Genomic DNA, 24,154 nt, shown 5'->3' with positions numbered 1-24,154 from the left:
GATAAAAACATTCCTGTAGAAAACCTTACAAAAATACCAACCGATTGCTAATTCCCTGATACAATCACCCAATACAAAAAGGGAGTGTGTCGCTATGTCTAATGTGATGAGAGAAACTGTGACTGCAAAGCCTGTACAAACCACTACACTACCGTGGTGGAAGTCTTGGGGACCTGGCGCAATTGTAGCTGCATGCATTATCGGCCCAGGAACCGTGACAACCGTATCTGTTGCTGGGGCAGAACTTGGCTTTCAAGTCGCTTGGATTCTTGTGATCGCTTGTCTTGTCGGGTATTTCATTCAACGACCCGTCATCAATTGGACGATTGCCACTGGGACTAGTGTCCTTGAGGGCATACGTGACGAAGTGAGTGTTTTCTGGTCAAAAGCAATTTTTTTTGGTTTATGGCTCGGGGCACTTGCGTTTCAAGCTGGTAATTTCATCGGAGCTTCTATGGCGATGAATTTGCTGTTTCCTTCTATTCCGATGCTCGCCTGGGTCTCGCTGTTATCTGTAATGGCCATGAGCATTGCTTGGTTTGGCGTGTACAAAGTGCTTGAGAACATTAACCGAATTGTCATGGTTATGCTCGTCCTTACATTTTGTCTTACTGCACTTGTTGCTTTACCCGGTTCCGGTAGTACAGTAAGCCAGGGGTTCACGTTCTCCATTCCACAAGGCAACATCTTGATCATTCTTGCCTTAGTGGCAACAATTCTCGTGCCGAATACGCTAGTGGCACTATCTGGCTTCACGAAGAACAAATACCGTTCCTCATCGTATTCAAAAGAACAAATTCGAAGACTTTCATTTAACGATTTAAAAATTAACTTTACGTTACTCGCACTCATCTCAGTTGCAATATTACTTTCTTCAGCATCTGCGTTTTATGGGTCTGGTCAAACGATCGCAAGTGCAGGTGATATGGCCGTTCAACTCACGCCAATTCTCGGCTCATTTGCGACCATCTTCTTTGCCGTCGGTTTATGGACCGCAGGGTTTTCATCCGGACTATTTAACTTAACGGTGCAACCGATGTTGTTCGGACATGCCTTCAAGCGTTCCGAAGATCCAAGTGCAAAAGTAAATCGCATGATCCTCATCGTGACCGGCATGATCCCGATTGCACTCGTTTGGCTGTTCGGCGGTTCACCAATTGAACTCATTATATCTGCCCAAGCGATAAACGGATTATTATTACCGATCCTCACCGTCGTCTTGTTCATCTTAACGAACAAGAAAGATCGCATGGGACAATTCAAAAACACGACGGCAAGCAACACCATTAATGTCCTAATCATCGGACTCGTCACTGTCCTTGCAGTTCAGGTGTTTATGGATTTCTTCTAGCCTTAGCTATGTGACGTAAGGGTATTAAATAAATTTTATACAGTGGGTGACCTCATCCTTACCATGGATGCGCTCACTTATTCGAGCCTCATTAGCACTAACCACCAGAACAATTATTCTTACTGCTAGACAACTCTCTCTTCTAAGGAGGCAGTTGTGATTACCGGACATGACGTGGCAAAATTTAACGATTATACCGAATTCACATTGTTAGAAAAAGTTTTGAATGAATGACGACCAAGCGAGTCTGTGGTGACTATACCAGCAGACTCGCTTTTCATGTGTATGACTTCGAATGTCGATCTTTTGTCCTGAAATATGCAATACATTTTTATACGCTCTTGCACCCTCTAACGGTTCAACCTTTGTCAATTTCAAAGCTAAGGCCTCATGTTTACTTCCCTTAGATTTTGACCAAGCTGTCGGATAAGAGAGGGGAGATTATTTTGAGCTCTAAGAAGAAACGACTACTGGATAAATTTAAAATAGAAAATACAACGAATAAACTGGTTCGTGGAAACAACTTGAAGAATAACAAGCCCTATTCTCATTATGTTTACGAACCAGAGAAAAACGAAAAGAGAAAGGGATCTTAACACCCCTTTCTCTGTTTTTATTTAATATACTTGTCCGCAATTTCTTTCCCCAAATGGAGACGGCTAATTCGTTGTTCTACTGTTTCTGAAGCGTCCATTGATTGTGGGTCTCTATACTTTGCTAGTATGGCTTCTCTTCGACGTTTCCTTTGAATTGGGGATAACCGGCGTGCTTTTGTCGCTACTTCGCTTTGCATAGAACAGCTCCCCTTTCTACTAGTTAGAAATCTATACCCTATCATTCTTACTCATAATCATACTCCACTATATCTAACATTTCAATTTCGTTCTTCACCACTTCTGCATAATGAATAAGGCCTTTAAGTGTATTCGTATCCAAATCATCAAACAGATCTTCGATGTTTCTTGAAACTACGATATATACCGTTTGTTCGGAAGGGATGATCAATTCATCATCCTCTACTACTTCTTCTACTTTTGTTTCAGCAATCATTAAATTCGTTGATTTTCTTTTAGTTCGATTTTTATAGGCGATCTTTTGTTTACCTTCTAAATACTGAAGATCTGCAATTAATAAGTTCTGCCCTTTAGTAAAACCATGACTTTCAGTATATACCTTCACTTCAATCTCATGGTCGTCATATGCTGCTCTTAATTGCGTTTGGTACGACCTCATAACTTCCATCAAGATCGCTAAATGAGACCTTCGATCCTCGGCTCTCATTTTAGCCAAGGCATATCTATGAGATTCAATAACTTTAGATAAGTAATTAATCGTCTGTCCTGCCTTTTTCTCAGCAATTTCACTCGTATCAAATTCAATCTCAACATTAAAAAATCGAATTTTCTTTGATGATACAAGCAGAAGTGCATTCGTAAAGAAAAATCCAAATAAAAGAACGATTGCTGCTCCTAAAAATCCAACTATGAAGGGAGCAATATAGTACTGATTTGCAGATAGATTCTCGATTAAGGGATTATTGAAATAATTTATTGTTGTGATTATAAAAGCTAAAAAAGACAACACAATAAAAAACATATAGCTTCCGATCCTAATCATCTGGCGATGTTTAGGTAACTCATTTTGTAGATTTAATAAGAAAAGCTTAAAAGCTCTCATATATCAAGTCCCCGCTTCTTGTTCGTAAAGAAGTTTTGTTACATGAGTTTCTATCATATCTCTATGCGTTTAAACCTTCCTTTAATCACCTAATTATATCGTATAGCAAAAGTCCACTAGCAACATAGAAATAATTCAAAATAATGGCACTTCTAAGAAGTGCTTAAATTCCAGTTCGCCTCCAAACCCGTAAGATACAGGCTTAGGCAAAGTCTCGAATTCATTCCTTGATTCACATCACATATGCTATACTGCGAGATAGATTAAGCATGAAAGCAGGGATATTTTGACGACAAACGCCTGTTTACAGACGATTCGTTCGTATTATTCATCGTTATCGGACAAAGAGAAGAAGGTTGCCGATTTCATACTGTCTTCTCCCGATAAAGCGGTCTACTTTTCAATTTCAGAACTTGCGGAAGCAAGCGGTGTTGCAGATGCCACGGTGTACCGTTTCAGCAAGCGTCTCGGTTATCAAGGCTTTCAAGATTTAAAGATCTCACTCGCCAGACAAATTGTAAAAGAAGAAGCCAATATTCATGAGTCCGTTTCTTTCGAAGACGACGTTCCAACGCTTGCTTCCAAAATCTTCACTGAACATAAGCGTGCCATGGATGATACATTGGCGCTTATTAATGAAGAAACGTTGCAGACGGTGGCGACAATCCTTACCCAAAGCAAGCGCATTGATCTTTATGGGTCTGGTGGTTCTGGGGTCGTAGCCGAAGATGCTTATCACAAATTCATGCGGTTTGGCATTCCTATTCAAGCGTTCAGCGACAGCCATCAACAGATGATGAGCGCCTCCTTATTAACTGAAGGCAGTACCGCCATTGGCATTTCTAATAGCGGTAGTAATCGCGATGTTGTTGACGCACTAAAAACAGCGAAAGCAGGCGGTGCTGTTACAATTGCGATATCCGGGCACACATCTTCTCCTTTAACGAAAGTTGCGGATTACACATTAACGACGAGTGCCAGAGAATCTCTGTTTCGCTCCGAAGCCATGGCTTCAAGAATGGTCCAGCTCGCATTAATCGACGTACTTTATGTATTGTCTGCCTTGCAACTAAAAGACACGACACTTCATAATTTAGATAAAATTCGAGAGTCCATTGCTACGAAAAGATATTGACGCATACAGCATCCGCGCACGAATTCGCCAGCACAAATATTAGGCGTGACTGTAATTAAGCAACAAAGAAAGAGAGTGAAGATGGAGAACCCATCTTCACTCTCTTTTTATCTGTTAATTAAAGAAGAAACTTAGGACAAACACGACGAGGAAGCCTACAACACCGATAATGGTCTCCATAACCGTCCACGACTTTAACGTGTCTTTTTCTGACATTCCTAAGAATCGGTTAACGAGCCAGAATCCTGAGTCGTTCACGTGAGACAATACAGTTGCACCACACGCAATCGCTACTGCAATGAGTGCAAGTGATGGTTGTGTTAAGTCTACAAGGTTCACGATTGGAGCGACCAATCCTGCAGCAGTTAACATGGCTACCGTTGCTGAACCTTGAGCTACCCGCACGCCCGTCGCAATTAAAAAAGCAAGGAGTACGAGCGGAAATCCTGAAGCAGCCATAAGGTCGCCCATCACATCACCGACACCACTCTGGATCAGCACTTCACTAAATACCCCACCAGCACCGGTAATTAAGATCACAATCCCGGCAGGTTCCAAAGCTTTTGTAGACATTTCTTGCAATTCATTTTTGGAAAGACCGCGCTTTTTGCCCAAGAAATGCAATGCAAAGAGCGTTGCGATGATTAACGCCACGAACGGATGACCAATAAACATGAAGATCTCTTGAAGTACACCTTCATTCAGCACTTGTTCGCCTGCTGTATTCGCTAAAATAAGAATTAACGGAAGTAATATAATAAACAAAATCAGTTTGAAAGATGGCAGATTCGTATCTACCTGCTCTTCTGCTTCCGCACGAGCTCTCACATGGTCAGGCACAGGAACGTGGATACGGTTTCCGATATATCGGCCAAACACCGGCCCTGCGATAATCATTGCTGGTAACCCTGCAATAAAACCGAAAAGAAGCATCCATGCTAAATCAACACCTAACATTGAGGCAATAGCAATCGGTCCCGGCGTCGGAGGTACAAAACTGTGAGCAACAGCCAGACCAGCAAGGAGCGGAATCGCATAAAACAACAATGATTTCCCTGTTCTCATCGCTAAGCTGTAAACGATCGGGATAAGAATTACGAGCGCGACATCAAGGAATACTGGATGGCGACGATTAATCCGGTAAAACCAAGTGCCCACTGCGCACGTTTCTCTCCAAACGTATCAATGAGGGTGAATGCGAGTCTTTCAGCACCACCAGACGTTCGGAGCACTTCACCGAACATCGCACCAAGCCCGACTACAATTGCGATAAAGCCTAGTGCTCCGCCCATGCCCTCTTCGATCGTCTCGAGCAGCGACATCGGATCCATGCCAGCCATCAACCCAATAAAGATACTCGCTAACAAAAGAGCCAAGAACGCTTGCATTTTGGAACGTATAATTAAGTATAAAAGTAAGCCGATCCCTAAGATCGTAATAAGAATTAAACTTACACCTGACATGTTTTATCCCTTCTTTTATCCAGTTATTCTTTGTCTACCACTCTGCAATGCTACGGTCTTCATGTCTCCACACAGGGTTACGCCAGTTATGACCTTCTTCGCTCATTTTGCGGACGTGGTCTTCATTAATGTCGATGCCAAGCCCTGGCCTATCAGGAATTTTCACATGTCCATCTTTATAGTTAAACACCGTTGCGTCGGTAAGATAATCAAGCAAGTCCGACCCTTGGTTATAGTGAATGCCAAGGCTCTGTTCTTGAATAAAAGCATTGTGGCACGTTGCGTCCACTTGAAGGCAGGAAGCAAGTGCAATCGGACCGAGTGGACAATGAGGTGCAGCAGCGACATCAAATGCTTCAGCCATGGAAATAATCTTCTTGTTCTCCGTAATCCCCCCGGCATGTGACAAGTCTGGTTGAATAATATCAACATAACCCTCTTTAAGAATCGTTTTAAAATCCCACTTTGAGTACATGCGCTCGCCTGTAGCAATTGGAATTGCTGTATGATTGGCAATCTCGCGCAACGCTTCATTGTTCTCTGGCAATACGGGCTCTTCAATGAACATCGGACGGAACTGTTCTAATTCCTTGGCAAGAATTTTTGCCATCGGCTTGTGAACTCTACCGTGGAAGTCGATGCCAATTCCGATATAAGGGCCGACCGCTTCGCGAATGGCTGCTACATTTTCTAACACACGGTCGATTTTCTCATACGAATCGACATACTGAAGCTCGTCGGTTCCATTCATCTTCACTGCCGTGAATCCTTGATCGACAACCTTCTTCGCTTCCTTGCCAACTTCTGAAGCCGATCTCCGCCAATCCACGAATAGACTTTGATTGATTCACGAGCTTTACCACCTAGAAGTTCATGGACAGGTGCTGAATAATATTTTCCTTTAATATCCCAAAGCGCTTGGTCAATTCCTGATATAGCACTCATCAAAATCGGACCGCCACGATAAAAACCTGAACGATACATCACATTCCAATGGTCTTCAATGTGGAGTGGGTTTTTTCCGATAAGATACTCCATTAATTCATGGACTGCTGCTTTCACGGTTGCTGCTCGACCTTCAACGATCGGCTCTCCCCACCCCGTTAATCCTTCATCGGTTTCGATTTTAAGAAACAACCAACGTGGTGGTACTTGAAACAATTCATAGCTTACGATTTTCATAGATTCTCTTCCTTTCTCTTTTATAAGATCGCTTTTAGTCATGATTGCGCTTTCAGAGATAATGTTAAAAAATAATCATCTTCACTTTTTCTATCGCTCCGCCAAATCAATTGCCAAGGCCTGAGTGCGAAACGTGAAGACCTCCTTTGCATTACTTTTTTTATGTTGCATTCTCTAAACAATCGAAGGAACCAATCATCTTTTTTATAGAATTGAAACCATTTTTTCTGTAATTGTATGAATCGTATCATTAAGTGACGTAAAATGAAATATATTTTCTTATTTTAATTTACAAATGAAAATAATTTTAATAACATACAAGTAACACCACTACTTGGAGGCGTTTTTATGAACGTAGGAATTATCGGATTAGGGAAAATGGGATTGCCCCTTTCCCTACAGCTCATCGACCGCAACATCGATGTCGTTGGAATGGACCAACAAGAAGAAACGATGACCGCTTTAAGAGAAGCAGGCGGTCAGTCCGCAACTACCATTGACGAATTGCTAAATAAGCTCGAAACGCCACGAACAATCATCTTGCTCGTACCTGCCGGTGAGATTACCGAGAGTGTATTTCAAGAACTCCGTGAAAAACTATCACCAAATGATTTAATTATAGATGCAGGGAATGCTCATTACCGAGATACATTGCGACGCCATGAACAATTGAAGGAGACTGGAATTCTCTTCGCGGACAGCGGAACTTCAGGCGGGGTTTCCGGCGCTCGCAATGGGTTGTGTGCGATGGTTGGGGCAGACGAACAAGCCGCCGATCGCGTAAAAGAAATATTCGAAGCGATTACAATCGAAGATGGTTTCTTACTTACCGGAAAAGTGGGGAGCGGTCACTATTTAAAAATGATTCATAACGGAATTGAATACGGTATGATGCAAAGCATTGGAGAAGGGTTTGAGCTACTAGAGAAAGGTCCTTTTGAGTATGATTATCACAGTGTCGCGGATATGTGGAACCACGGTTCCGTCATTCGTGGATGGTTGATGGAATTAACGGCGGAAGCATTTAAAGAAGAACCGAAGCTTGATAGCATTAAAGGGTGATGCATTCTTCAGGAGAAGGCAAATGGACAGTGGAAGCTGCTCTTGATTATCAAGCAAGTGCGCCGGTCATCGCCATGTCACAATTAATGCGTTATCGCTCCCTAGATGAAAATCCGTTTCACGGAAAAGTTGTTGCTGCACTAAGACATCAATTCGGCGGTCATGCCGTAGAGAAAAACGAGTAACGAAAAGCAGGTGATCTAGATGCATGTTGATTATATCGGCGTTGACATCGGCACAACCGGTGTAAAAGCGGTCGTATTCGACGAAACAGGTCAAGAGAGGTACAAAGCATACGAAACGTATCCGATGCAGAGTCCAACTCCCGATGCTGCCGAACAGGACCCCGATCTTATTTATCAAAAGACCATCTCTGTTCTTGAGCAAGCCATCGTCTTTTCAAACAAAGGTGTGAATGAGCTTCGTGCAGTTAGCTTCAGTTCTGCGATGCACAGCATGATGTGCGTGGACGACAAAGGGGTGCCGTTAACGAACCTCATTACTTGGGCGGATAAAAGAAGTTCAGCCGAGACGAAGGCAATGCAACATACGGAGTCTGGCCAACAGTTCTATGAGCGTACCGGTACACCGATTCACCCGATGTCTCCATTTGCAAAGCTTCTCTGGATGAAAACGCATGAACCTACGCTTCTCGAAAACACGGCAAAGGTGATCGGCATTAAAGAATACATCTTCTATCAGCTCTTCGGTGAATTTGTCATGGATGAATCAATTGCCAGCGCGACCGGTTTGATGAATATTCACGATCGTGCATGGGATGAAGAGATCGTGAGCTATGCTGGGGTTACAACCGAACAGCTTCCAGAACTCGTACCAACGTCTTTTACGTTTTATAGGGATAACATCCCTTATATCATCGGAGCAAGCGACGGGGTTTTGTCTAACCTCGGAGTCGGTGCAATCAACGAAGGAGAAGTTGCGTTAACGATCGGTACGAGTGCAGCGATCCGAAGCGCATCTTCTACACCCCATGTTGATGAGAAAGGAAGAACGTTCTGTTACTTACTCACTGACGACCTTTGGATTATCGGCGGCCCCATTAATAATGGAGGCATTGCGCTTCAATGGGTCGTTGAAGAACTCGTAAAGGATGAAACGATCTCTAGTGATCAAGCAGTAGAAGCGGTATTAGCGTTAGCTGACCGTGTCCCTGCTGGATCAAACGGGTTGTTCTTTATACCATTTCTTACCGGAGAACGGGCACCGCTTTGGAACCCGGAAGCGACGGCTTCCTATATTGGTCTGACCCGTACACATACGAGAGAAGATATGATTCGTGCGGCACTTGAAGGGGTTACGTTTAATATTTACAGCGTGTTACTCGCCTTACAAGAATTAATTGGATTCCCTGGTTCCATCTATGCTTCTGGAGGATTCTCCCGCTCAGAGACGTGGAAGCAGATGGCGGCAGACATCTTCGACCAGCCGCTTCATTTTGCGAAGTCTTATGAAAGTTCAGCGCTCGGGGCAGTCATTCTAAGCATGTATACACTCGGGGACATTGAGTCACTTTCTCATTTCAAACAGCATCAACACGTGGATGAGAAAGTGATCCCAAACGAAACTTCGGCATCACTCTATCGTGATTACAGCTCATTGTATCTCGAATTAATCCGAAGCTTATCTCCACATTATGAGCGACTGTATGCGTTGCAACAGAAAAAAGGCGTTCGGATCTAGGTATAAAAAAGTTCGGCTCATTGATCCAAAATGAGCCGAACTTTTTATGTCACGCCCCTTTACAGGATGCTGATCTTTTTACAACTTCGACACATGCACTTCCGGCTTATTTCCCCCGTTCCACGCACCGTCTAAGGCCCGCTCAATCTGAGCACCAAGCTGCAAAAGTAACCCATCATTCGCTTGGCGAGTTAAGAAATGCATACCAAGTGGTAGCCCGTTTTCAAGTGTTGCCATCGGCAATGAGATGCCTGGGATCCTGTCACATTTGCGATCGGGGTGAATGAAAAGATGCTCCACAAATTCTGGAACCAGTCATAGACGTTTGGCTCCTCACTTGTTGTCATGTACTCTTTCGTACCGACTTTCGGAGTCGGTTTCGCCATCGTCGGGGTAAGAATGATATCCCACTCTTGTAAGAATGTTCCGACTTGACGAGACACGTCATTAAATTGCGCTTGCATCGCCGCACGCTTTGAATACGTTGCATCAATGCCTTCTTCCCATACACGAATACACATCGGTTCTATCAAGTCCAAAGGAGGTTCTTTTAGCCCTTTTTGTTCCATTAAGCCTGCGATGACTTGGGAGAAGTTCATAATATAACAGTCCGTTTGCGCTTGGTAGGCTTTATAGAGGTCAACCTTCGGCGTCTGCCATTCGACGTGGTGACCGAGGCTTTCTAGAAATTCAGCTGTACGGGTCAGTTCAGAGACGATATGTGGATCTGCTTTGTAATCGCCCCATTCATGAGAGACCGCAATACGCAGTGGCTTCGAATCATGTGCAATCAAGCTCGAATATGATTGTTCAGGCGCCCAATACGGCATAAACTCTCCAGGCGCACCGCCTCGGCACTCATCATAAAACATGGCAGAATCACGAATCGTTCTCGACACACACCCTTGTGTTGAGACGACACCCATCAAGTCTGATCCATTTGGACTGACAGACAACACACCTCGAGATGATTTTAAACCGATAATGCCATTGACGCCAGCAGGAATTCGGATTGATCCCCCGCCGTCTGAGGCGTGTGCCAACGGTACCATCCCTGCCGCGACAGCTACCGATGAGCCCGCTGATGAACCGCAACTCGTATAGTCTTGGTTCCACGGATTACGAGTCACATAAAGCTCTGGATTTTCCGCTGAGCTACACAAGCCATACTCCGGTGTTGTTGTTCTCCCGATCACATTAAGTCCTGCTTTGCGAATCTTTGACGTTAGGAAACTATCCGCTTCTGCTCGATTTCCTTGCATAAGCTTAGAGCCCATCTCTTGAAGTCTACCAGCAAGCGTAGGTCCTAAATCTTTCATTAAGTATGGAACCCCTTTAAACGAACCTTCAAGGTTCGCACCGTCTTTCGAAGGGTCTTCTACGACATCTTCAAACACTTCAATAACACTGCTGACGTGATCATCCAGCGCACGAATGGCTTCATGCGATTGCTTCGCCAATTCACTAGCCGTAACGTCACCTTTTTCAATAAGTTCCGCAAGTCCGACGGCATCATATTGCTCTAACTCTGTCCAACTCATCGCTTTATTCACTGTGGTCACTCCATTCTCGTTGTATGGGTAGGTATAGAGCTCGCATCTACTTCTATATGTAATTACGGATTGCACAGTCGATTTCCTGCTGGTTTCATCGTTTCATTATAGAAAAGTTTATGAGAAGGTGGGAGTGTTTGGTAGGGGATCTGACAGAATGAGTTAGAAAAAGCCTTTCCTTTTTTAGTCTTGGAAAGGCTTTAGAAACCTCTTAAATAATCCCCTCTTCACGCAATCGTTCAAGTTCCGCAGGGCTGTAGTGAAGCATATCTTGCAGTACCTGTTCAGTATGCTCACCAACAAGGGGGGCTGGTGTAACCGTCTGTTGCTCGGTGCGCGACAAGCGAATTGGGGAACCAGGAACTTTTGAGCGACCTCGAATAGGGTGATCAACGTATTGAATCATACCTCTTGCTTTCAAATGTTCGTCATCTTCTACTTCTGCAATCGATAATACTGGGGAACTTGGCACTCTAGCTTCTTTAAGTTGTTTCATTAAATTCCATTTACTCTTATTCTTCGTCCAATCTTCAATCATTTGATCGACAACATCCATGTTTAATGCTCGATTAACCGTATTCTCATACCCCGGTGCACCGATGAGGTCAGTTCGTTCCATGAGTCGTACTAACTGTTCCCAATGTTTTTCTGTTACACAAATGATTGCAACATATCCATCGTTCGTCTCATATACATTATATGGTGCCATGCGCAACCCACTATGACGATTACCCGTTCGTTCAGGTCGCTTACCCTCACCTTCGTAGTACCCTGCAAGTGGCGATGCAAGTGCGGGATATGTTGCATCGTGCATTGAAACTTCAACATGTTGCCCAACACCGCTCTTTTCACGCTCGTATAGTGCTGTTGCAATCCCACCGTATAAATGAATTCCGCCTAAAATATCACAAACTGCAGGTCCTGCTTTTACGGGAGGCTTCCCATCATAGCCTGTTGAAGCCATGACACCTGAAATAGCCTGAACGGTTAAGTCCATACCTGGAAAATTGGAGTAAGGACCATTAAGCCCAAAGCCTGTCGCGGAACCATAAATAAGACGCGGATTAATTTCCTTCAAAGTATCGTACCCGACACCAAGTCTGTCCATCACCCCAGGAGTGAAATTTTCAATTAATACATCAGCTTGTTGAACTAAGGATTTTAATATCTCGGCTCCTTCAGAAGACTTTAAGTTAAGTGAGATACCAAGTTTATTAGAATTAAACATGAGAAACTCATGCGGGTTTTTGTCTTCGATACGTTGACGAATCACCTCTCCGGTAAGCGCTTCCATTTTTATCACTTTTGCTCCTTGATAGGCCATTAACATCCCACAATATGGACCCTGATAAACCTGTGATAAATCAAGTACAATAAGTCCGTCCATCGCAGATTTCATGTTATCCCCCACAATATTTCTTGTTAAGGAGCATTTTAAACTGACTATTATATAATTTCTAATACCAACTTTGAATATATTTATAGTCTTAACAAATAAATCTACTTTAAGAACCCAATCTTATTATCTTCTTTTATAAAAAACTGCTGTATTAAATTCCTAAATCTCATAACTGCTGGCGAATAATAGCGTTCTTTGTTATATGCCATAAACACTTTCCTTTTAGGGGTTGGATTCGTTAATTTCACTGTATGGATACCTTGATGAAGTGAATATTTGGGATAACTAGCTGGCAGGATACATACCCCTAATCCTTCCGCAACAAGCATCCGTGCCGTATCCAGTCGTTCAACATAGTATTTGCCTTCTAAATCAATTCCCGATTGAATAATGGCTTGCTTAATGATTTCAGTTATTTGGAAAACTGCTTGAGTAAGAATTAATGTCTCACCTTCCAAATTAGCTATATCAATGCTCGACTTAGCAGCAAAAGCATGATTTTCAGGACAAATTAAGACAAGTTCTTCTCGGTAGATTGGTGTTAGCTCATACGTATCCTCTAAATCCTCTACCATCGTCGTGATCGCAAAATGAACGTCATTACTAATCAATGCATCACGCATGTGCTTTGTCCGAATCTCCTTAAAGTAAATTTGTACGTTTGAATACTCCTCAGAAAATTGCTTTGCCACTTTAGGAATCCAGTATTTCGAAGACTCAATCATAGCGATATCAATAGCTCCAAATCCTGTGTCTTTAACATCTTCCATTTCTTTTAATGTACTTTCGAATTGTTTAAGAATTAACACTGCACGACGATATAGCACTTCTCCGGGCTCCGTCAACTTCATTTCACGAGTACTTCGTTCAAATAACTTGCATCCTAGTTCTTTTTCCAGTTGCTTAATCATGTTGCTTAAAGATGGTTGCGAGATATGAAGCACTTCAGCCGCAGCCACAAACTTATTCTTCTCAACAAGTGTGACAAAATAGTTCAATTGGCGAATATCCAATGAAAGGACCTCCTGTTTTATAGCAATAAGCTATAGTTTTATTTTAAAGCAGTATTAGACATTATATTGACTAAACTTTAAGATAAAAACAATTCAGAATAGAAAAAAAGGAGTGAGAGGTTCAATGTTTTGCTTCAAATCATACGTGAAGGTCAGAGGTTCAAAAAACCACTGTCTAATGTAAAAAATCCCACCACTTTTTGTAAGCGCTATCAATCACTTTTGTTTCTACGGAACTTATGACACTTATCCATGTTTGGATAATAATGTTTAAACGGAGGTATGGAAAATGAACGAACCTTTACACATTGAATTACAAGAGCATATCCAACTAATTACCTTAAACCGACCCGAAAAGAAAAATGCATTTTCGTCTGAAATGATTACACAATGGGTGGGTGCACTGGAAACAGCCCAGCGTGACGATCGTGTGCATGTAATTGTCGTTACAGGAAATGGTGATGCCTTTTGTTCTGGCGGCGATATGCAAGATTTACAAAAAGGACGCGAAACAAGACTCGATGCGAAGAACATGCTTTGGGAAGACATCCATCGTGTTGCTTTTATGATGAATCGCATCGACAAACCTGTCATTGCGGCGATTAACGGTGCAGCCGTTGGGGCTGGTTTGGACATGGCATTAATGCAGATTTCAGAACGATGGCGCTTGAGGCAAAAGTATCTGAAGGATATGTAAAAGTTGGATTAATCCCAGGAGACGGTGGGGCTTACTTTCTTCCTCGTATTGTAGGGCAAGCCAAAGCGCTTGAATTATTATGGACTGGGCGTGCCGTTGATGCAACGGAAGCATTGGAAATAGGATTAGTTAACCATACATTCCCTCGTGAATCATTACTTGAAGAAACACTCAAAATAGCGAAACAAATTGCTGACGGGCCGCAAGTAGCCATTCGCATGATGAAACGAGCAGCGCGACAGTCAGAGAAATTAGACTTAGAAACATCGCTTGATTTAATTTCTTCTCACATGTCGATTATTACCGCGACTGAAGATCACAAAGAGGGAGTGCAAGCCTTCCTTGATAAACGCAAACCAGCATTCGTAAATCGCTAAGGTATAAGGAGGAAGTTCAATGGAAGCGTCACTTCAATTGCCAGTTTCAAAAGCATCGAACTCTTTGACAGAATTTCGTCATGAAGTAAGAGCATTTATTCAAAAAGAACTTGATGCTGAATCATTTCAACCTGATTGTGACTCTTGGCTTGCTGGTTTCTCTAGAGAATGGAGCATGAAAATGGCTGAAAAAGGTTGGGTCGGTATGACATTCCCAAAAGAGTACGGCGGTCAAGGTGAATCCAATTTGAAACGTTATGTCGTTACGGAAGAAATGCTCGCAGCCGGTGCACCCGTTGCAGCACACTGGATTGCTGATCGCCAGACAGGTCCTTTACTTCTAAAATACGGAACTGAATATCAAAAACAGACTTTTTTACCAGGAATCTGTAAAGGGGAAGTTTACTTCTCTATTGGCTTAAGTGAACCGAATGCCGGTTCTGATTTAGCGAACATTCACACGAAGGCGGTAAAAGAAAGTGACGAATGGTTACTGAACGGTAGTAAAATTTGGACGAGTGGCGCCCATCTCCAAGACTATATGATTGTACTGTGCCGTACTGAAAAGCAAACGGAGAAGAAGCATGAAGGATTAAGCCAATTCATTGTTGACCTTCGTGCCAAAGGTGTCTCCATCCGACCAATTACCCTGATGACAGGCGAAGAACACTTCAATGAAGTGTTCTTCGAGAACGTTCGCCTCTCCGATGAAATGATCGTCGGTAAGCTTGGGGAAGGATGGAAACAAGGAATGGCTGAACTAGCATTTGAACGGAGTGGACCAGAACGATTTTTAAGTACGTACCCGTTACTTGAAGAGATGATTACAGTATTGAAACAAAGAGCAGATGCAAATTCTACCTATGCCTACACGGAAATCGGAAAGCTCGTAGCAACGCTCGTTACATTGCGGAGAATGTCTTTTTCAATTGCTCAACTGCTTGAGGAAGACCAACCAGCGAGTCTTGTAGCATCACTCGTAAAAGACCTTGGGAATCAATTCGAGAATACGATCATTGAAACGGCGAGAATGCTCATTGAGAGCGAACCATCTTCACATAGTGAACAGAAGTATGAACGATTACTAGCAAAAGCGATGTTGCATTCTCCAGGCTTCACACTTCGAGGTGGTACAACTGAAATCTTACGGTCAATTGTAGGAAAGGGGTTGGGACTTTAATGATCACAATCGAACGTATGCTTGTTGACACGACAGAAAAACTGTTCAAACAAACTTGTACTAAAGAATTAATTAACGACGCTGAAAACGGAACGTTCCCAAAAACATTCTGGAATGAACTCGACAGCATGGGAATAACAACAATCGGAGTTCCTGAAGACTGTAATGGAAGTGGCTTTACAAAGCTTGACGCCTTTGCCGTGTTAAAAATCGCTGGTAGTTTCGCAGCACCAATCCCTTTAGCAGAGTCAATCATTGCAAATTGGCAGTATGTCGAGCTTGGACTCCCGCTTCCTAACACAAAACAAACCATTAGTATGATCAATGAAGATGTTGATCTTCAACAACATTCAGAAACTTGGATTATCAACGGCACATTCAATCGCGTCCCATTCACACAATGGGCTGATGATCTAGTGTCACCGGTTAAAACACCTACTGGTAAGTGGTATTTGCTCAAAATTCCACTCAATCTCACCACAACAGTTCCAGATTCAAATATTGCAGGTGAATCGAGAAACAAAGTAATCTGCAAAAACACTTCACTCAATTCATCACAAGTCATAGCAATGACACCTGAACATGCTGCACAATTTATTCACGAAACGTTGTTAGGAAGAACGATGATGATGGCAGGAGCATTACAACAAATTCTCACGATGTCCATCCATCACGCGAAAGAACGCCAACAATTCGGTCGACCGATCGGGAAATTCCAAGCTATTAAACAACAGCTTGCCGTATTAACTGGTCTTGCTACCTCAGCAAATGTAATTGCAGATTCCGCCGCAACAGCTACAGTAGACAACATTCAATTCCAAAATGAGGTCAAAATCGCAAAAACTTATGTTAGCCAATCAATTTCAAAAGCGGTACCGATTGCACATCAGATTCACGCAGCAATTGGCTTCACCCACGAACATCCACTTCATCAGTACACGAGAAGGTTATGGTCATGGCGTGATGAATATGGCTCTGAGGCATTTTGGGCAAAGCAAATCGGTGAAAACGTCATTTCTTCAAGCAAATCCTTGTGGAAACAACTTTAGGTAAGAGGAGGTTACAAACATGAAACGCAGTCTATTTATTTTCACCCTGATTTTCACGTGCCTATTTGTTGCTTGTGACGGTGCAAATACCGATGCTAATGACAATGATTCAGGAACGACACACGTCCCCCTTGGAACTGGCGGTACCGCTGGAACTTACTATTTCGTAGGTGGTGGTATGTCAAGCATGTTCCAAGCTCATGAACCTAGCATTAATTTGGGCGTCGAAGTCACTGCCGCTGGAGAAGAAAACGCAAGATTACTCAGCCATGGTGATGTGGATTTGATCCTAATAGATGGACCTACTATCCTTAGTTACTCAGAAGAAGATCCAGATATTTTTGAACAATGGCGTCAAGTCTCTGCCGGTCACGGCATGTTCACACATATCGTTGTTCGAGAGAGCTCAGATATCCATTCATTTCGAGATCTTGAAGGGAAGAATGTGGGGGTTGGCGCTGCTGGAAGTGGGAATATAAAGATCATCGAGCCACTGCTTGAAGCCCATGACATGTCCTATGGAGACTTCAATCCGATGTACTTAAGCTTTGCTGAACAAATTGATGCCTTTCGTTCAGGACAAATTGATGTAGCTATTATTGTTGGTGGTCCCCCTACTTCAGGGATTGTTGACCTTGAATCGACTGAAGATATCCGCTTAATAGAAATTGAACCAGAAATTCTAGAAGAGCTTGAAGATTTACCTGGAGTCTATCCTGAAGTTCTTCCAGCAGGAACCTATCATGTTAACGACGACCACGACTTACAAGGAGTAGGGGCAAACACCATGCTTGTTGCACGTGCCGATCTTCCTGATGATGTTGCATCAATGATCAGCGAAACGTTGATTGATCAGTATCAAGTGATCGAGGACAGTCATCCTGCAGGAGCTGAATGGAACCAACAACCAGAATACCTTTTCCGAGGCAACCTTCTTGAATTCCATCCAGCTGTTGTTCAAGTTCTTGAAGAGCAAGGAATTTGGGATGAAGCGAGTGAATACAACGTGGTTGGTAGTGACTAAAAACCTTATCAAAGGAGGACTTACATGAAGTACCTCCTCTTCTTTTTTGTTCTTTTACTAAGCCTATTTATAACTTGTCACACATTGAATACGCCAAAAACCATTGATATTTATGATGAAAATACAAATGAAATGATTGCCTCATTGCCCCTCGAGCTGGTGAAAGATTTTACATTGAATACACACACTCTATGTACGAAACAAAACAATGGGAAATGTACGTTGTCGAAGAAGACAGTTTTCTCCTTGAACACGTTGAATTCGAATCATTTGATGCAGCTAATTACTACGGAAATAAACGAGATACGGCTACGTTTCAAGATGATTTTCAGTTTGGAAACTGGCAGATTACACGTAATCAATCACTTGACACTATTCGCTTTCGTGTCCCTTATTTATACCCACTAGTCATCGGCTATCATGATGAGCGACTAACCCTTCAACACTACACACTTTCAGGAACACCGATCGTAATTCAATTTTTAGAAAATGAGGTGGTGGCTTGTGAAGAAACGTGAGAAAAAAGAGCAATTACTTTCTACGCCTTATCGTAAAGAAGTTGGTGTCCATCGTTACGCGATTATCATCTTATCACTAGCCTTTTGTTTCTTTCATCTCTATACTGCTGGCTTTGAAATGCTCGTTGCATACCAACAGCGAAGCGTACACTTAGCTTTTGGTATGACATTATTATTCCTTTGCGTTGCTCCTACGAAGACTACGACACAAAATCGCACCCTCCTCGGAACCGATGTGATTTTTGCAGCTCTTAGTCTTGGAATTGGCGTTTATGCATACTTTTCCTATTATGAACTAGTTGGAAGAGTTGGAAATCCCAATACAATGGATCTTATACTCGGAACACTGCTGATCTTTCTCCTACTAGAAGCTACAAGAAGAATGGCAGGAAAAGCCTTAACTATTATTGCAGGATTGTTTCTCATATACGCATTTGTCGGACCTTATCTTCCAGGATTATTATCACATCGTGGCTATGGTTTCGAGCGTATTGTTAACCAAATGTTTTTAACGAATGAAGGGATCTTTGGAATCACACTCGGAGTATCTGCGAGTTATGTATTTCTCTTTATTATGTTCGGGACATTTTTAGAAGTTACGGGAGCCGGAAAATTCTTTTTAAATCTTTCAATTGCTTTCTTCGGCAGGATGACAGGCGGACCTGCAAAGGCAGCCGTAATTGGAAGCTCGCTTTTTGGGACCGTATCTGGAAGTGCTGCTGCTAACGTATCTGGAACTGGGCCTGTTACCATTCCATTGATGAAGCGACTCGGCTATAACCCTAAGTTTGCGGGCGCAGTAGAGTCGGTTGCTTCCGCAGGTGGACAGCTCGTGCCACCTATTATGGGTGCAGCCGCTTTTATTATGGTCGATATTTTACGCCTACCTTATACGACGATCATTCTTGCTGCGATCATCCCTGCCGTTCTCTATTATTTATCGACGATGGTCGTCGTTCATTTACAGTCAAAACGGCAAGGGTTAATTGGTGTTCCAGCCAAAGAAATGCCCGATTTAAAAGCAACACTTAAAAACGGTATTCATTTAGCCATTCCACTTCTCATTCTCGTATTCTTATTAGCAATCGTGTACTTACCACCAGCACTTGCAATTTTCTGGTCATTTCTCGCACTGATCATAGTTGCCCAACTACGTAGGACGACACGAGTAAGTGTAAAAGCGCTAATTGATGGCTTTGTCCAATCAGCAAAAAACTCTATGATTGTCGTCATCGTAACCGCAGTCTCAGGTATTGTCATTGGAGTTATTAATTTAACAGGGTTAGGACTAAACATCTCGAACTTGCTTGTTGCGTTAGCAGGGGGAAGCTTGATCCTTCTTTTAATCCTAACGATGATTACATCCATCATACTCGGTATGGGCTTACCTACAACTGCAGCATATGTAATCTTGGCTGTGCTCGTAGCTCCAGCTCTCGTTTCAATGGGTGTTGAGCCACTTGCAGCACACTTTTTCGTCTTCTATTTCGGAATCGTCTCAGCGATTACACCACCAGTTGCAGTCGCACCATTTATTGCATCAGGTATAGCCAACACTTCTCCAATGGGAACCGCGATGTGGGCGCTTAAAATCGGTCTCGCTGCATTCATTATTCCGTATATGTTTGTCTTCAACACTGGTCTTCTTATGCTCGGGTCTGTTGAGACAATTCTAATAGGATCCCTATCTGCCATATTCGGTATTGTAGGGCTAGCCATAGCCATCGAAGGGTACCTTTACGAGTCAATTCGTATCCTGCCAAGAATTTGCATTATCATTGGCTCATTACTAATGATTACCCCTGGTTTTATGCTTGACCTTATTGGGCTTCTTATTATACTAACTGTACTCGGTTATTTACGATGGACCTTTAAGAAAGGGAAAGTTCAGTTCTCAGATAATACTGAAGGTGAACACGTATAGACATTAATTAGGAAGGTTTGATACCTTCCTCTTTTTTATGCTTTCGATCAACGGGTATATTTAACTTCGTGATAAATGGAACAATTACCATTAACAAGCTTTTTCTACTTTTAAATTCAACCACAAATTCAATTCCCCACTTGACATTCAAAGTCTAACATCTATAATTTACAGAAAGATGGGAATTTTCAATCCTCAGTTGTGTTCGAACTGCATTTACTCATACTATCAAAAAGAATTTATTATTTTTGTAAGCGCTTAACATGTATAAAGTACTTTACACCTTAGATTAAATTCTACTTATAAGATTTCATTTATCACGATCTTTTAAATCTACCGAGGTGATTTACAATGTATACTGAAAAGCAATTGAACTACAATCAATTAAGTTCAGCATTCTCTTGGGATGACGCTTATCAATCCTTTGATTGGAATCCAGAAGAGAAGTTTAACATGGGTCACGAATGTTGTGATCGATGGGCAGAGGATCATAACCGAATCGCGGTTTATTGGGAAGATGAGTCCAGTAAACAAGTCGAATATACGTTCAAACAGTTACGTGACAAATCGAACCAACTGGCGCATGCCTTAAAGTCCCTCAACGTAAAAAAAGGTGACCGAGTGGCATGTCTTCTAGGTAAGGATATCGAGCTTGTCGTTACCGTTTTGGCGACATGGAAAATCGGTGCCATCTATGTTCCTTTATTTACAGCTTTCAACTCTTCCGCGATTTCTTACCGGTTGGAAACCGTTGAGAGCAAAGTTCTCATTACAAACCATGAACAATCTCAAAAACTATCAACGATTAATCACTCAAGTAAAGTCATCGTCATCGACAACCCAGATACTCCCTCACTCGACTTTCACTCGCTCATTCATGAATTTCCTGTAGACTACGACGTTGAAGAAACATTATTATCCGACCCTTCTGTTATTCAATTCACTTCAGGGTCAACAGGCATGCCAAAAGGAGCCGTGTACGCTCACAAAATTTTACTCAGCACTTACCCTTATTCGAAATACGGAATTGCCTATGAAGAAGGCGATATCTTTATGGGTGGTGCCGATCCTGGATGGGCATATGGCTTGCAGAATTCGATCTTCAACCCGTTAAGCTTTGGAATTCCGATTGTCATGTACAAAGGTCGTCCAAGTAGTGAAGCTTATTACCGCTTAATGGAGAAATACAATGTGACGAACTTCGCCTATGCGCCTACTGCCTATCGAATGATGGTGCAAGATGGTCCTGAGCTTATCACTAAACATTCGCTATCAGTGAAGAAATTAAGTAGCGCTGGAGAACCACTAAATGCAGAGGTCATTCGATTTTTCAAAAAGCATATTGGAATAAATATCCATGATCATTACGGCGCAACCGAGGTCGGTATGGTGATCAACAACTACCATGCGATTACGATGGTGATTAAAAACGGTTCGATGGGATTTCCAACGCCCGGATTCACCATTTCCCTTCTTGACGCACAAGGGAATCCAACACCTGACGGTGAAGTTGGTGAAATCGCGATCGACACAACGAACGATGGCTATTACTTCAAAGGCTATTGGAACAATGAAGAGAAAACCGCAGAGAAAATGAGCGGAAAGTGGTTTCTAACCGGGGATCTCGCTTTAACAGATGAAGAAGGATATTACTGGTTCCAAGGTCGATCCGACGACATTATTACAAGTTCTGGCTACCGAATCGGTCCATTCGAAGTCGAAAGCTCTTTACTTGAACACCCCGCCGTCTCAGAAGCAGCCGTCGTTGGCGAACCAGACGAACAAAAAGGCGAAATCGTCAAAGCGTATGTCGTCTTAAGTAAACAATTCCGCACTAGCGCTGAACTCGGTGAAGAACTAAGTCTACATGTGAAAACGAACCTATCCAAGCACCAATATCCAAGAAAAGTAGAGTTCTTGGATGAATTGCCTAAAACTACGAGTGGGAAGATTCAGAGATTCAAGTTGCGAAAATGAATATACAGGACTTTTCTTAGCCAGCTAATTTCTATACTAGTTCTCCTTCACAACCCCACATAAAGCGGAAATCAAAAACCTCTCCAACTCTGGAGAGGTTAATTGTTTTGAACTGGTGCTTCACAAAGAAGCAGTTCCCTTAACTTATATTTCTCTATCTTATTTGTCGGTGTCCGAGGGATCTCCTCAATGAAGCGAATATACGTAGGCACCATATACTTCGGCATTTGCTGAATGCACCATGTGTGCAATGCATCTTCTGTAATCGTTGCACCTGGCTTTCGTTCACAAAAGACGGCAACGTCGTCTTCATCACCTTGCTTTGCGGGGATTGGGAACGCTGCGGTTAAGTTAATGTCATCATGGTTATTAATAATGTCTTCGAGCTGATAAGAGGAGATCTTCTCACCTCGACAACGAATAACGCTTCCTAAACGATCGACGAAATAGTAGTAACCATCTAACCCAAGGTATCCTGCGTCTCCGGAATGGAACCAGAGGTTCTTAAATGCTTTTGTCGTTGATTCTGGCTTGTTGAAATATTCCGTCATGATGAGAGACGGTAATTGAGGCGAAAGCCGATCTGACCAATGACGCCTGGCGGTTGTTCTTCATCGTATTCATTTAAAATCGCCAATTCAAAATGGGCATTTGGTTTCCCCATAAACCCTTTTTCGTTTACTTCATCCCCCCGCATGATCGGTACGCAATCGTCTTTTAACAACGCCATCATCTCATCTAGTGTGTAGCCTCTTCGTAAATAGTCAGGGGTTCCTCTACCGTCTAGCCCATGCAATATCGCCGAAGACAGTGGATTGCCCACTTCTGTTTGCCCGAATCCTGACGTAATGACATCAAATCCGAAGCGATGAGCGACTTCTTGATGATAGTTCGGAAGGGGTTGCATATGCACTTTGTTTAACGTGTTTTCACGATCCGTATTCTTCGTCTCTGCATTCATAAGCCAAGGGATCATCACATCGAGCAAGATTGCCGATGTCGCTTGACTGTCTTTAATGCGTTTCCAAAAGTGCATTGCGCTGAATTTATCATAAAGTGCGACTCCCGCACCGACAAAAGCAGCTCGTGCAATGTTCGCAAATGCTCCTCCAACGTGATACAGAGGCAAATCATTGTAAACAACATCTTCCCGCGTCAGCAGTCTGCGAAGACCTCGTGTGTATCCGTACACCCAGCGGTGTGATTGGACGACACCTTTTGCGGGCCCTGTCGTTCCTGACGTATAGATGATGTTCGCCATATCAAAGTAGTTCAACTCAACGTTCGGATTGTTACGATTTTCAGAGATTATTAAGCTCCAGTCTTTCTCGTTATAGATTGAATGTAGTCGATCTTTTGCTAATGACTCCTCGTAATCATGGTCACGTAATGTAGGGCTATAAACAATTGCATTGACACACGGCACGTCATAGGCGATATCATTAAGCCGCCTCACCATTGAGCGCTCTGTAATCACCATAATTGGATTCGTATCATGTAACGGATAGCTAAGTAATTTCCCTTTGAAATTGTAATTAATCGGGCAAAACACTGCACCGCACTTCCAAATCGCAAACATCGCCACTGTCGTCATGAGTGGGTTTTTCATAAATACTGAAATGCGATCACCTTTCGCAATGCCTTCTTCTAACAAACCATTCGCCACTTGATTCACCCGTTCGTTAAAGGCTCTATACGTCAAGGTTTTCCGTTGCTCTCCGTAATAGACAAACGGATGGTTTGGTTGAATCATTGCCCAATGCTCCATTTGTCGATGAACTAACTCTTCTTGTGTTCCAAAGCTATTCATCTAATTCCTCCTATCATCCTTTGAGTTTGACTATAACGTCATCTTTTTTCTTTGCTACTTCC

The 24,154-nt window shown here is 42.7% G+C and carries 16 protein-coding genes and 4 pseudogenes; 11 read left to right on the top strand and 9 right to left on the bottom strand.

Translation table 11 applies throughout. The features are described 5' to 3' along the window. Positions 1-94 precede the first annotated feature (94 nt). Entirely contained in the window at positions 95-1,351 is a 1,257-nt protein-coding gene (locus JCM19038_RS10315) for an Nramp family divalent metal transporter (RefSeq protein WP_042417539.1), read from the top strand. 613 nt (positions 1,352-1,964) lie between these two features. Here the strand turns inward: JCM19038_RS10315 and JCM19038_RS10310 are convergent. Beyond that, positions 1,965-2,144: a hypothetical protein gene (locus JCM19038_RS10310; protein ID WP_042417538.1), complete on the bottom strand. Its 180-nt coding sequence runs from the start codon at positions 2,142-2,144 to the stop codon at positions 1,965-1,967. A gap of 47 nt (positions 2,145-2,191) precedes the next feature. Beyond that, positions 2,192-3,028, bottom strand: coding sequence for a hypothetical protein (locus JCM19038_RS10305; protein WP_042417537.1), 837 nt, complete (start codon positions 3,026-3,028; stop codon positions 2,192-2,194). Between the two features lie 286 nt (positions 3,029-3,314). On the opposite strand from JCM19038_RS10305, the gene JCM19038_RS10300 reads away from it, so the two are divergent. Next, positions 3,315-4,163: a MurR/RpiR family transcriptional regulator gene (locus tag JCM19038_RS10300; RefSeq protein ID WP_052361439.1), complete on the top strand. Its 849-nt coding sequence runs from the start codon at positions 3,315-3,317 to the stop codon at positions 4,161-4,163. A 114-nt stretch (positions 4,164-4,277) separates the two neighbouring features. On the opposite strand, the pseudogene JCM19038_RS10295 reads toward JCM19038_RS10300, so the two are convergent. Further along, positions 4,278-5,626, bottom strand: a pseudogene (locus JCM19038_RS10295) (GntP family permease). 34 nt (positions 5,627-5,660) lie between these two features. After that, positions 5,661-6,808 (bottom strand): annotated as a pseudogene (gene dgoD / locus JCM19038_RS10290) (galactonate dehydratase). 348 nt (positions 6,809-7,156) lie between these two features. Between dgoD and gnd the strand changes: the two are divergent. Next, positions 7,157-8,055 (top strand): annotated as a pseudogene (gene gnd / locus JCM19038_RS10285) (phosphogluconate dehydrogenase (NAD(+)-dependent, decarboxylating)). 19 nt (positions 8,056-8,074) lie between these two features. Then, positions 8,075-9,571 carry a gluconokinase gene (locus tag JCM19038_RS10280; protein WP_042417532.1) on the top strand — a complete coding sequence of 499 codons (1,497 nt, stop codon included), beginning with the start codon at positions 8,075-8,077 and terminating at the stop codon, positions 9,569-9,571. A gap of 191 nt (positions 9,572-9,762) precedes the next feature. Here JCM19038_RS10280 and JCM19038_RS10275 read toward each other — a convergent pair whose 3' ends face one another. The 3 genes from JCM19038_RS10275 to JCM19038_RS10265 form a co-directional block, all read right to left on the bottom strand. Continuing rightward, the gene (locus tag JCM19038_RS10275; RefSeq protein ID WP_202963052.1) at positions 9,763-11,124 is read right to left on the bottom strand and encodes an amidase; all 1,362 of its coding nucleotides are present in this window, start codon (positions 11,122-11,124) and stop codon (positions 9,763-9,765) included. Between the two features lie 211 nt (positions 11,125-11,335). Further along, the gene (locus JCM19038_RS10270) at positions 11,336-12,523 is read right to left on the bottom strand and encodes a CaiB/BaiF CoA-transferase family protein (RefSeq protein WP_042417529.1); all 1,188 of its coding nucleotides are present in this window, start codon (positions 12,521-12,523) and stop codon (positions 11,336-11,338) included. Between the two features lie 101 nt (positions 12,524-12,624). After that, complete coding sequence (locus JCM19038_RS10265; protein WP_052361438.1) at positions 12,625-13,536, bottom strand: LysR family transcriptional regulator; 912 nt, start codon at positions 13,534-13,536, stop codon at positions 12,625-12,627. Positions 13,537-13,825: 289 nt separating this feature from the next. On the opposite strand from JCM19038_RS10265, the pseudogene JCM19038_RS10260 reads away from it, so the two are divergent. From JCM19038_RS10260 to JCM19038_RS10230, 7 genes and pseudogenes are all read left to right on the top strand, one after another. After that, positions 13,826-14,610, top strand: a pseudogene (locus JCM19038_RS10260) (enoyl-CoA hydratase/isomerase family protein). A gap of 19 nt (positions 14,611-14,629) precedes the next feature. Next, on the top strand, positions 14,630-15,790 hold the full coding sequence (locus JCM19038_RS10255) for an acyl-CoA dehydrogenase family protein (protein WP_042417528.1): 1,161 nt from the start codon (positions 14,630-14,632) through the stop codon (positions 15,788-15,790). Further along, positions 15,790-16,839: an acyl-CoA dehydrogenase family protein gene (locus JCM19038_RS20775; protein ID WP_052361437.1), complete on the top strand. Its 1,050-nt coding sequence runs from the start codon at positions 15,790-15,792 to the stop codon at positions 16,837-16,839. The genes JCM19038_RS10255 and JCM19038_RS20775 overlap by 1 nt, the downstream gene beginning before the upstream one ends. A gap of 19 nt (positions 16,840-16,858) precedes the next feature. Beyond that, positions 16,859-17,863, top strand: a complete 1,005-nt coding sequence (locus JCM19038_RS10245) for a TAXI family TRAP transporter solute-binding subunit (protein WP_042417527.1) — start codon at positions 16,859-16,861, stop codon at positions 17,861-17,863. Between the two features lie 143 nt (positions 17,864-18,006). Next, positions 18,007-18,381: a DUF1850 domain-containing protein gene (locus JCM19038_RS10240; RefSeq protein ID WP_373902843.1), complete on the top strand. Its 375-nt coding sequence runs from the start codon at positions 18,007-18,009 to the stop codon at positions 18,379-18,381. Beyond that, on the top strand, positions 18,368-20,305 hold the full coding sequence (locus JCM19038_RS10235; protein ID WP_052361436.1) for a TRAP transporter permease: 1,938 nt from the start codon (positions 18,368-18,370) through the stop codon (positions 20,303-20,305). Before JCM19038_RS10240 ends, JCM19038_RS10235 begins: the two co-directional genes overlap by 14 nt. A gap of 351 nt (positions 20,306-20,656) precedes the next feature. Beyond that, positions 20,657-22,282, top strand: a complete 1,626-nt coding sequence (locus JCM19038_RS10230) for an acyl-CoA synthetase (RefSeq protein ID WP_042417524.1) — start codon at positions 20,657-20,659, stop codon at positions 22,280-22,282. Positions 22,283-22,380: 98 nt separating this feature from the next. On the opposite strand, the gene JCM19038_RS24425 is transcribed toward JCM19038_RS10230, so the two are convergent. Together JCM19038_RS24425 and JCM19038_RS10225 are read right to left on the bottom strand one after the other, a co-directional pair. Next, positions 22,381-22,833, bottom strand: coding sequence for an AMP-binding protein (locus JCM19038_RS24425; protein ID WP_052361432.1), 453 nt, complete (start codon positions 22,831-22,833; stop codon positions 22,381-22,383). Further along, the gene (locus tag JCM19038_RS10225; RefSeq protein ID WP_052361431.1) at positions 22,830-24,092 is read right to left on the bottom strand and encodes a class I adenylate-forming enzyme family protein; all 1,263 of its coding nucleotides are present in this window, start codon (positions 24,090-24,092) and stop codon (positions 22,830-22,832) included. Before JCM19038_RS10225 ends, JCM19038_RS24425 begins: the two co-directional genes overlap by 4 nt. Positions 24,093-24,154: the final 62 nt, after the last annotated feature.

The sequence above is a fragment of the Geomicrobium sp. JCM 19038 genome (genome assembly GCF_000698125.1).
Lineage (GTDB): Bacteria > Bacillota > Bacilli > Bacillales > Marinococcaceae > Geomicrobium_A.
Note: the sequence above shows the minus strand (reverse complement) of the source record. Positions and strands in the feature narration are given on the sequence as shown.

What these genes read in the sequence shown, in the direction of transcription:
- JCM19038_RS20775 (WP_052361437.1), top strand. Translation starts at nt 15,790, where the DNA reads ATGATCACAATCGAACGTATGCTTGTTGACACGACAGAAAAACTGTTC.
- JCM19038_RS10310 (WP_042417538.1), bottom strand. Translation starts at nt 2,144, where the DNA reads ATGCAAAGCGAAGTAGCGACAAAAGCACGCCGGTTATCCCCAATTCAA.
- JCM19038_RS10315 (WP_042417539.1), top strand. Translation starts at nt 95, where the DNA reads ATGTCTAATGTGATGAGAGAAACTGTGACTGCAAAGCCTGTACAAACC.
- JCM19038_RS10225 (WP_052361431.1), bottom strand. Translation starts at nt 24,092, where the DNA reads ATGAATAGCTTTGGAACACAAGAAGAGTTAGTTCATCGACAAATGGAG.
- JCM19038_RS10255 (WP_042417528.1), top strand. Translation starts at nt 14,630, where the DNA reads ATGGAAGCGTCACTTCAATTGCCAGTTTCAAAAGCATCGAACTCTTTG.
- JCM19038_RS10245 (WP_042417527.1), top strand. Translation starts at nt 16,859, where the DNA reads ATGAAACGCAGTCTATTTATTTTCACCCTGATTTTCACGTGCCTATTT.
- JCM19038_RS10280 (WP_042417532.1), top strand. Translation starts at nt 8,075, where the DNA reads ATGCATGTTGATTATATCGGCGTTGACATCGGCACAACCGGTGTAAAA.
- JCM19038_RS10270 (WP_042417529.1), bottom strand. Translation starts at nt 12,523, where the DNA reads ATGAAATCTGCGATGGACGGACTTATTGTACTTGATTTATCACAGGTT.
- JCM19038_RS10230 (WP_042417524.1), top strand. Translation starts at nt 20,657, where the DNA reads ATGTATACTGAAAAGCAATTGAACTACAATCAATTAAGTTCAGCATTC.
- JCM19038_RS10305 (WP_042417537.1), bottom strand. Translation starts at nt 3,028, where the DNA reads ATGAGAGCTTTTAAGCTTTTCTTATTAAATCTACAAAATGAGTTACCT.
- JCM19038_RS24425 (WP_052361432.1), bottom strand. Translation starts at nt 22,833, where the DNA reads ATGACGGAATATTTCAACAAGCCAGAATCAACGACAAAAGCATTTAAG.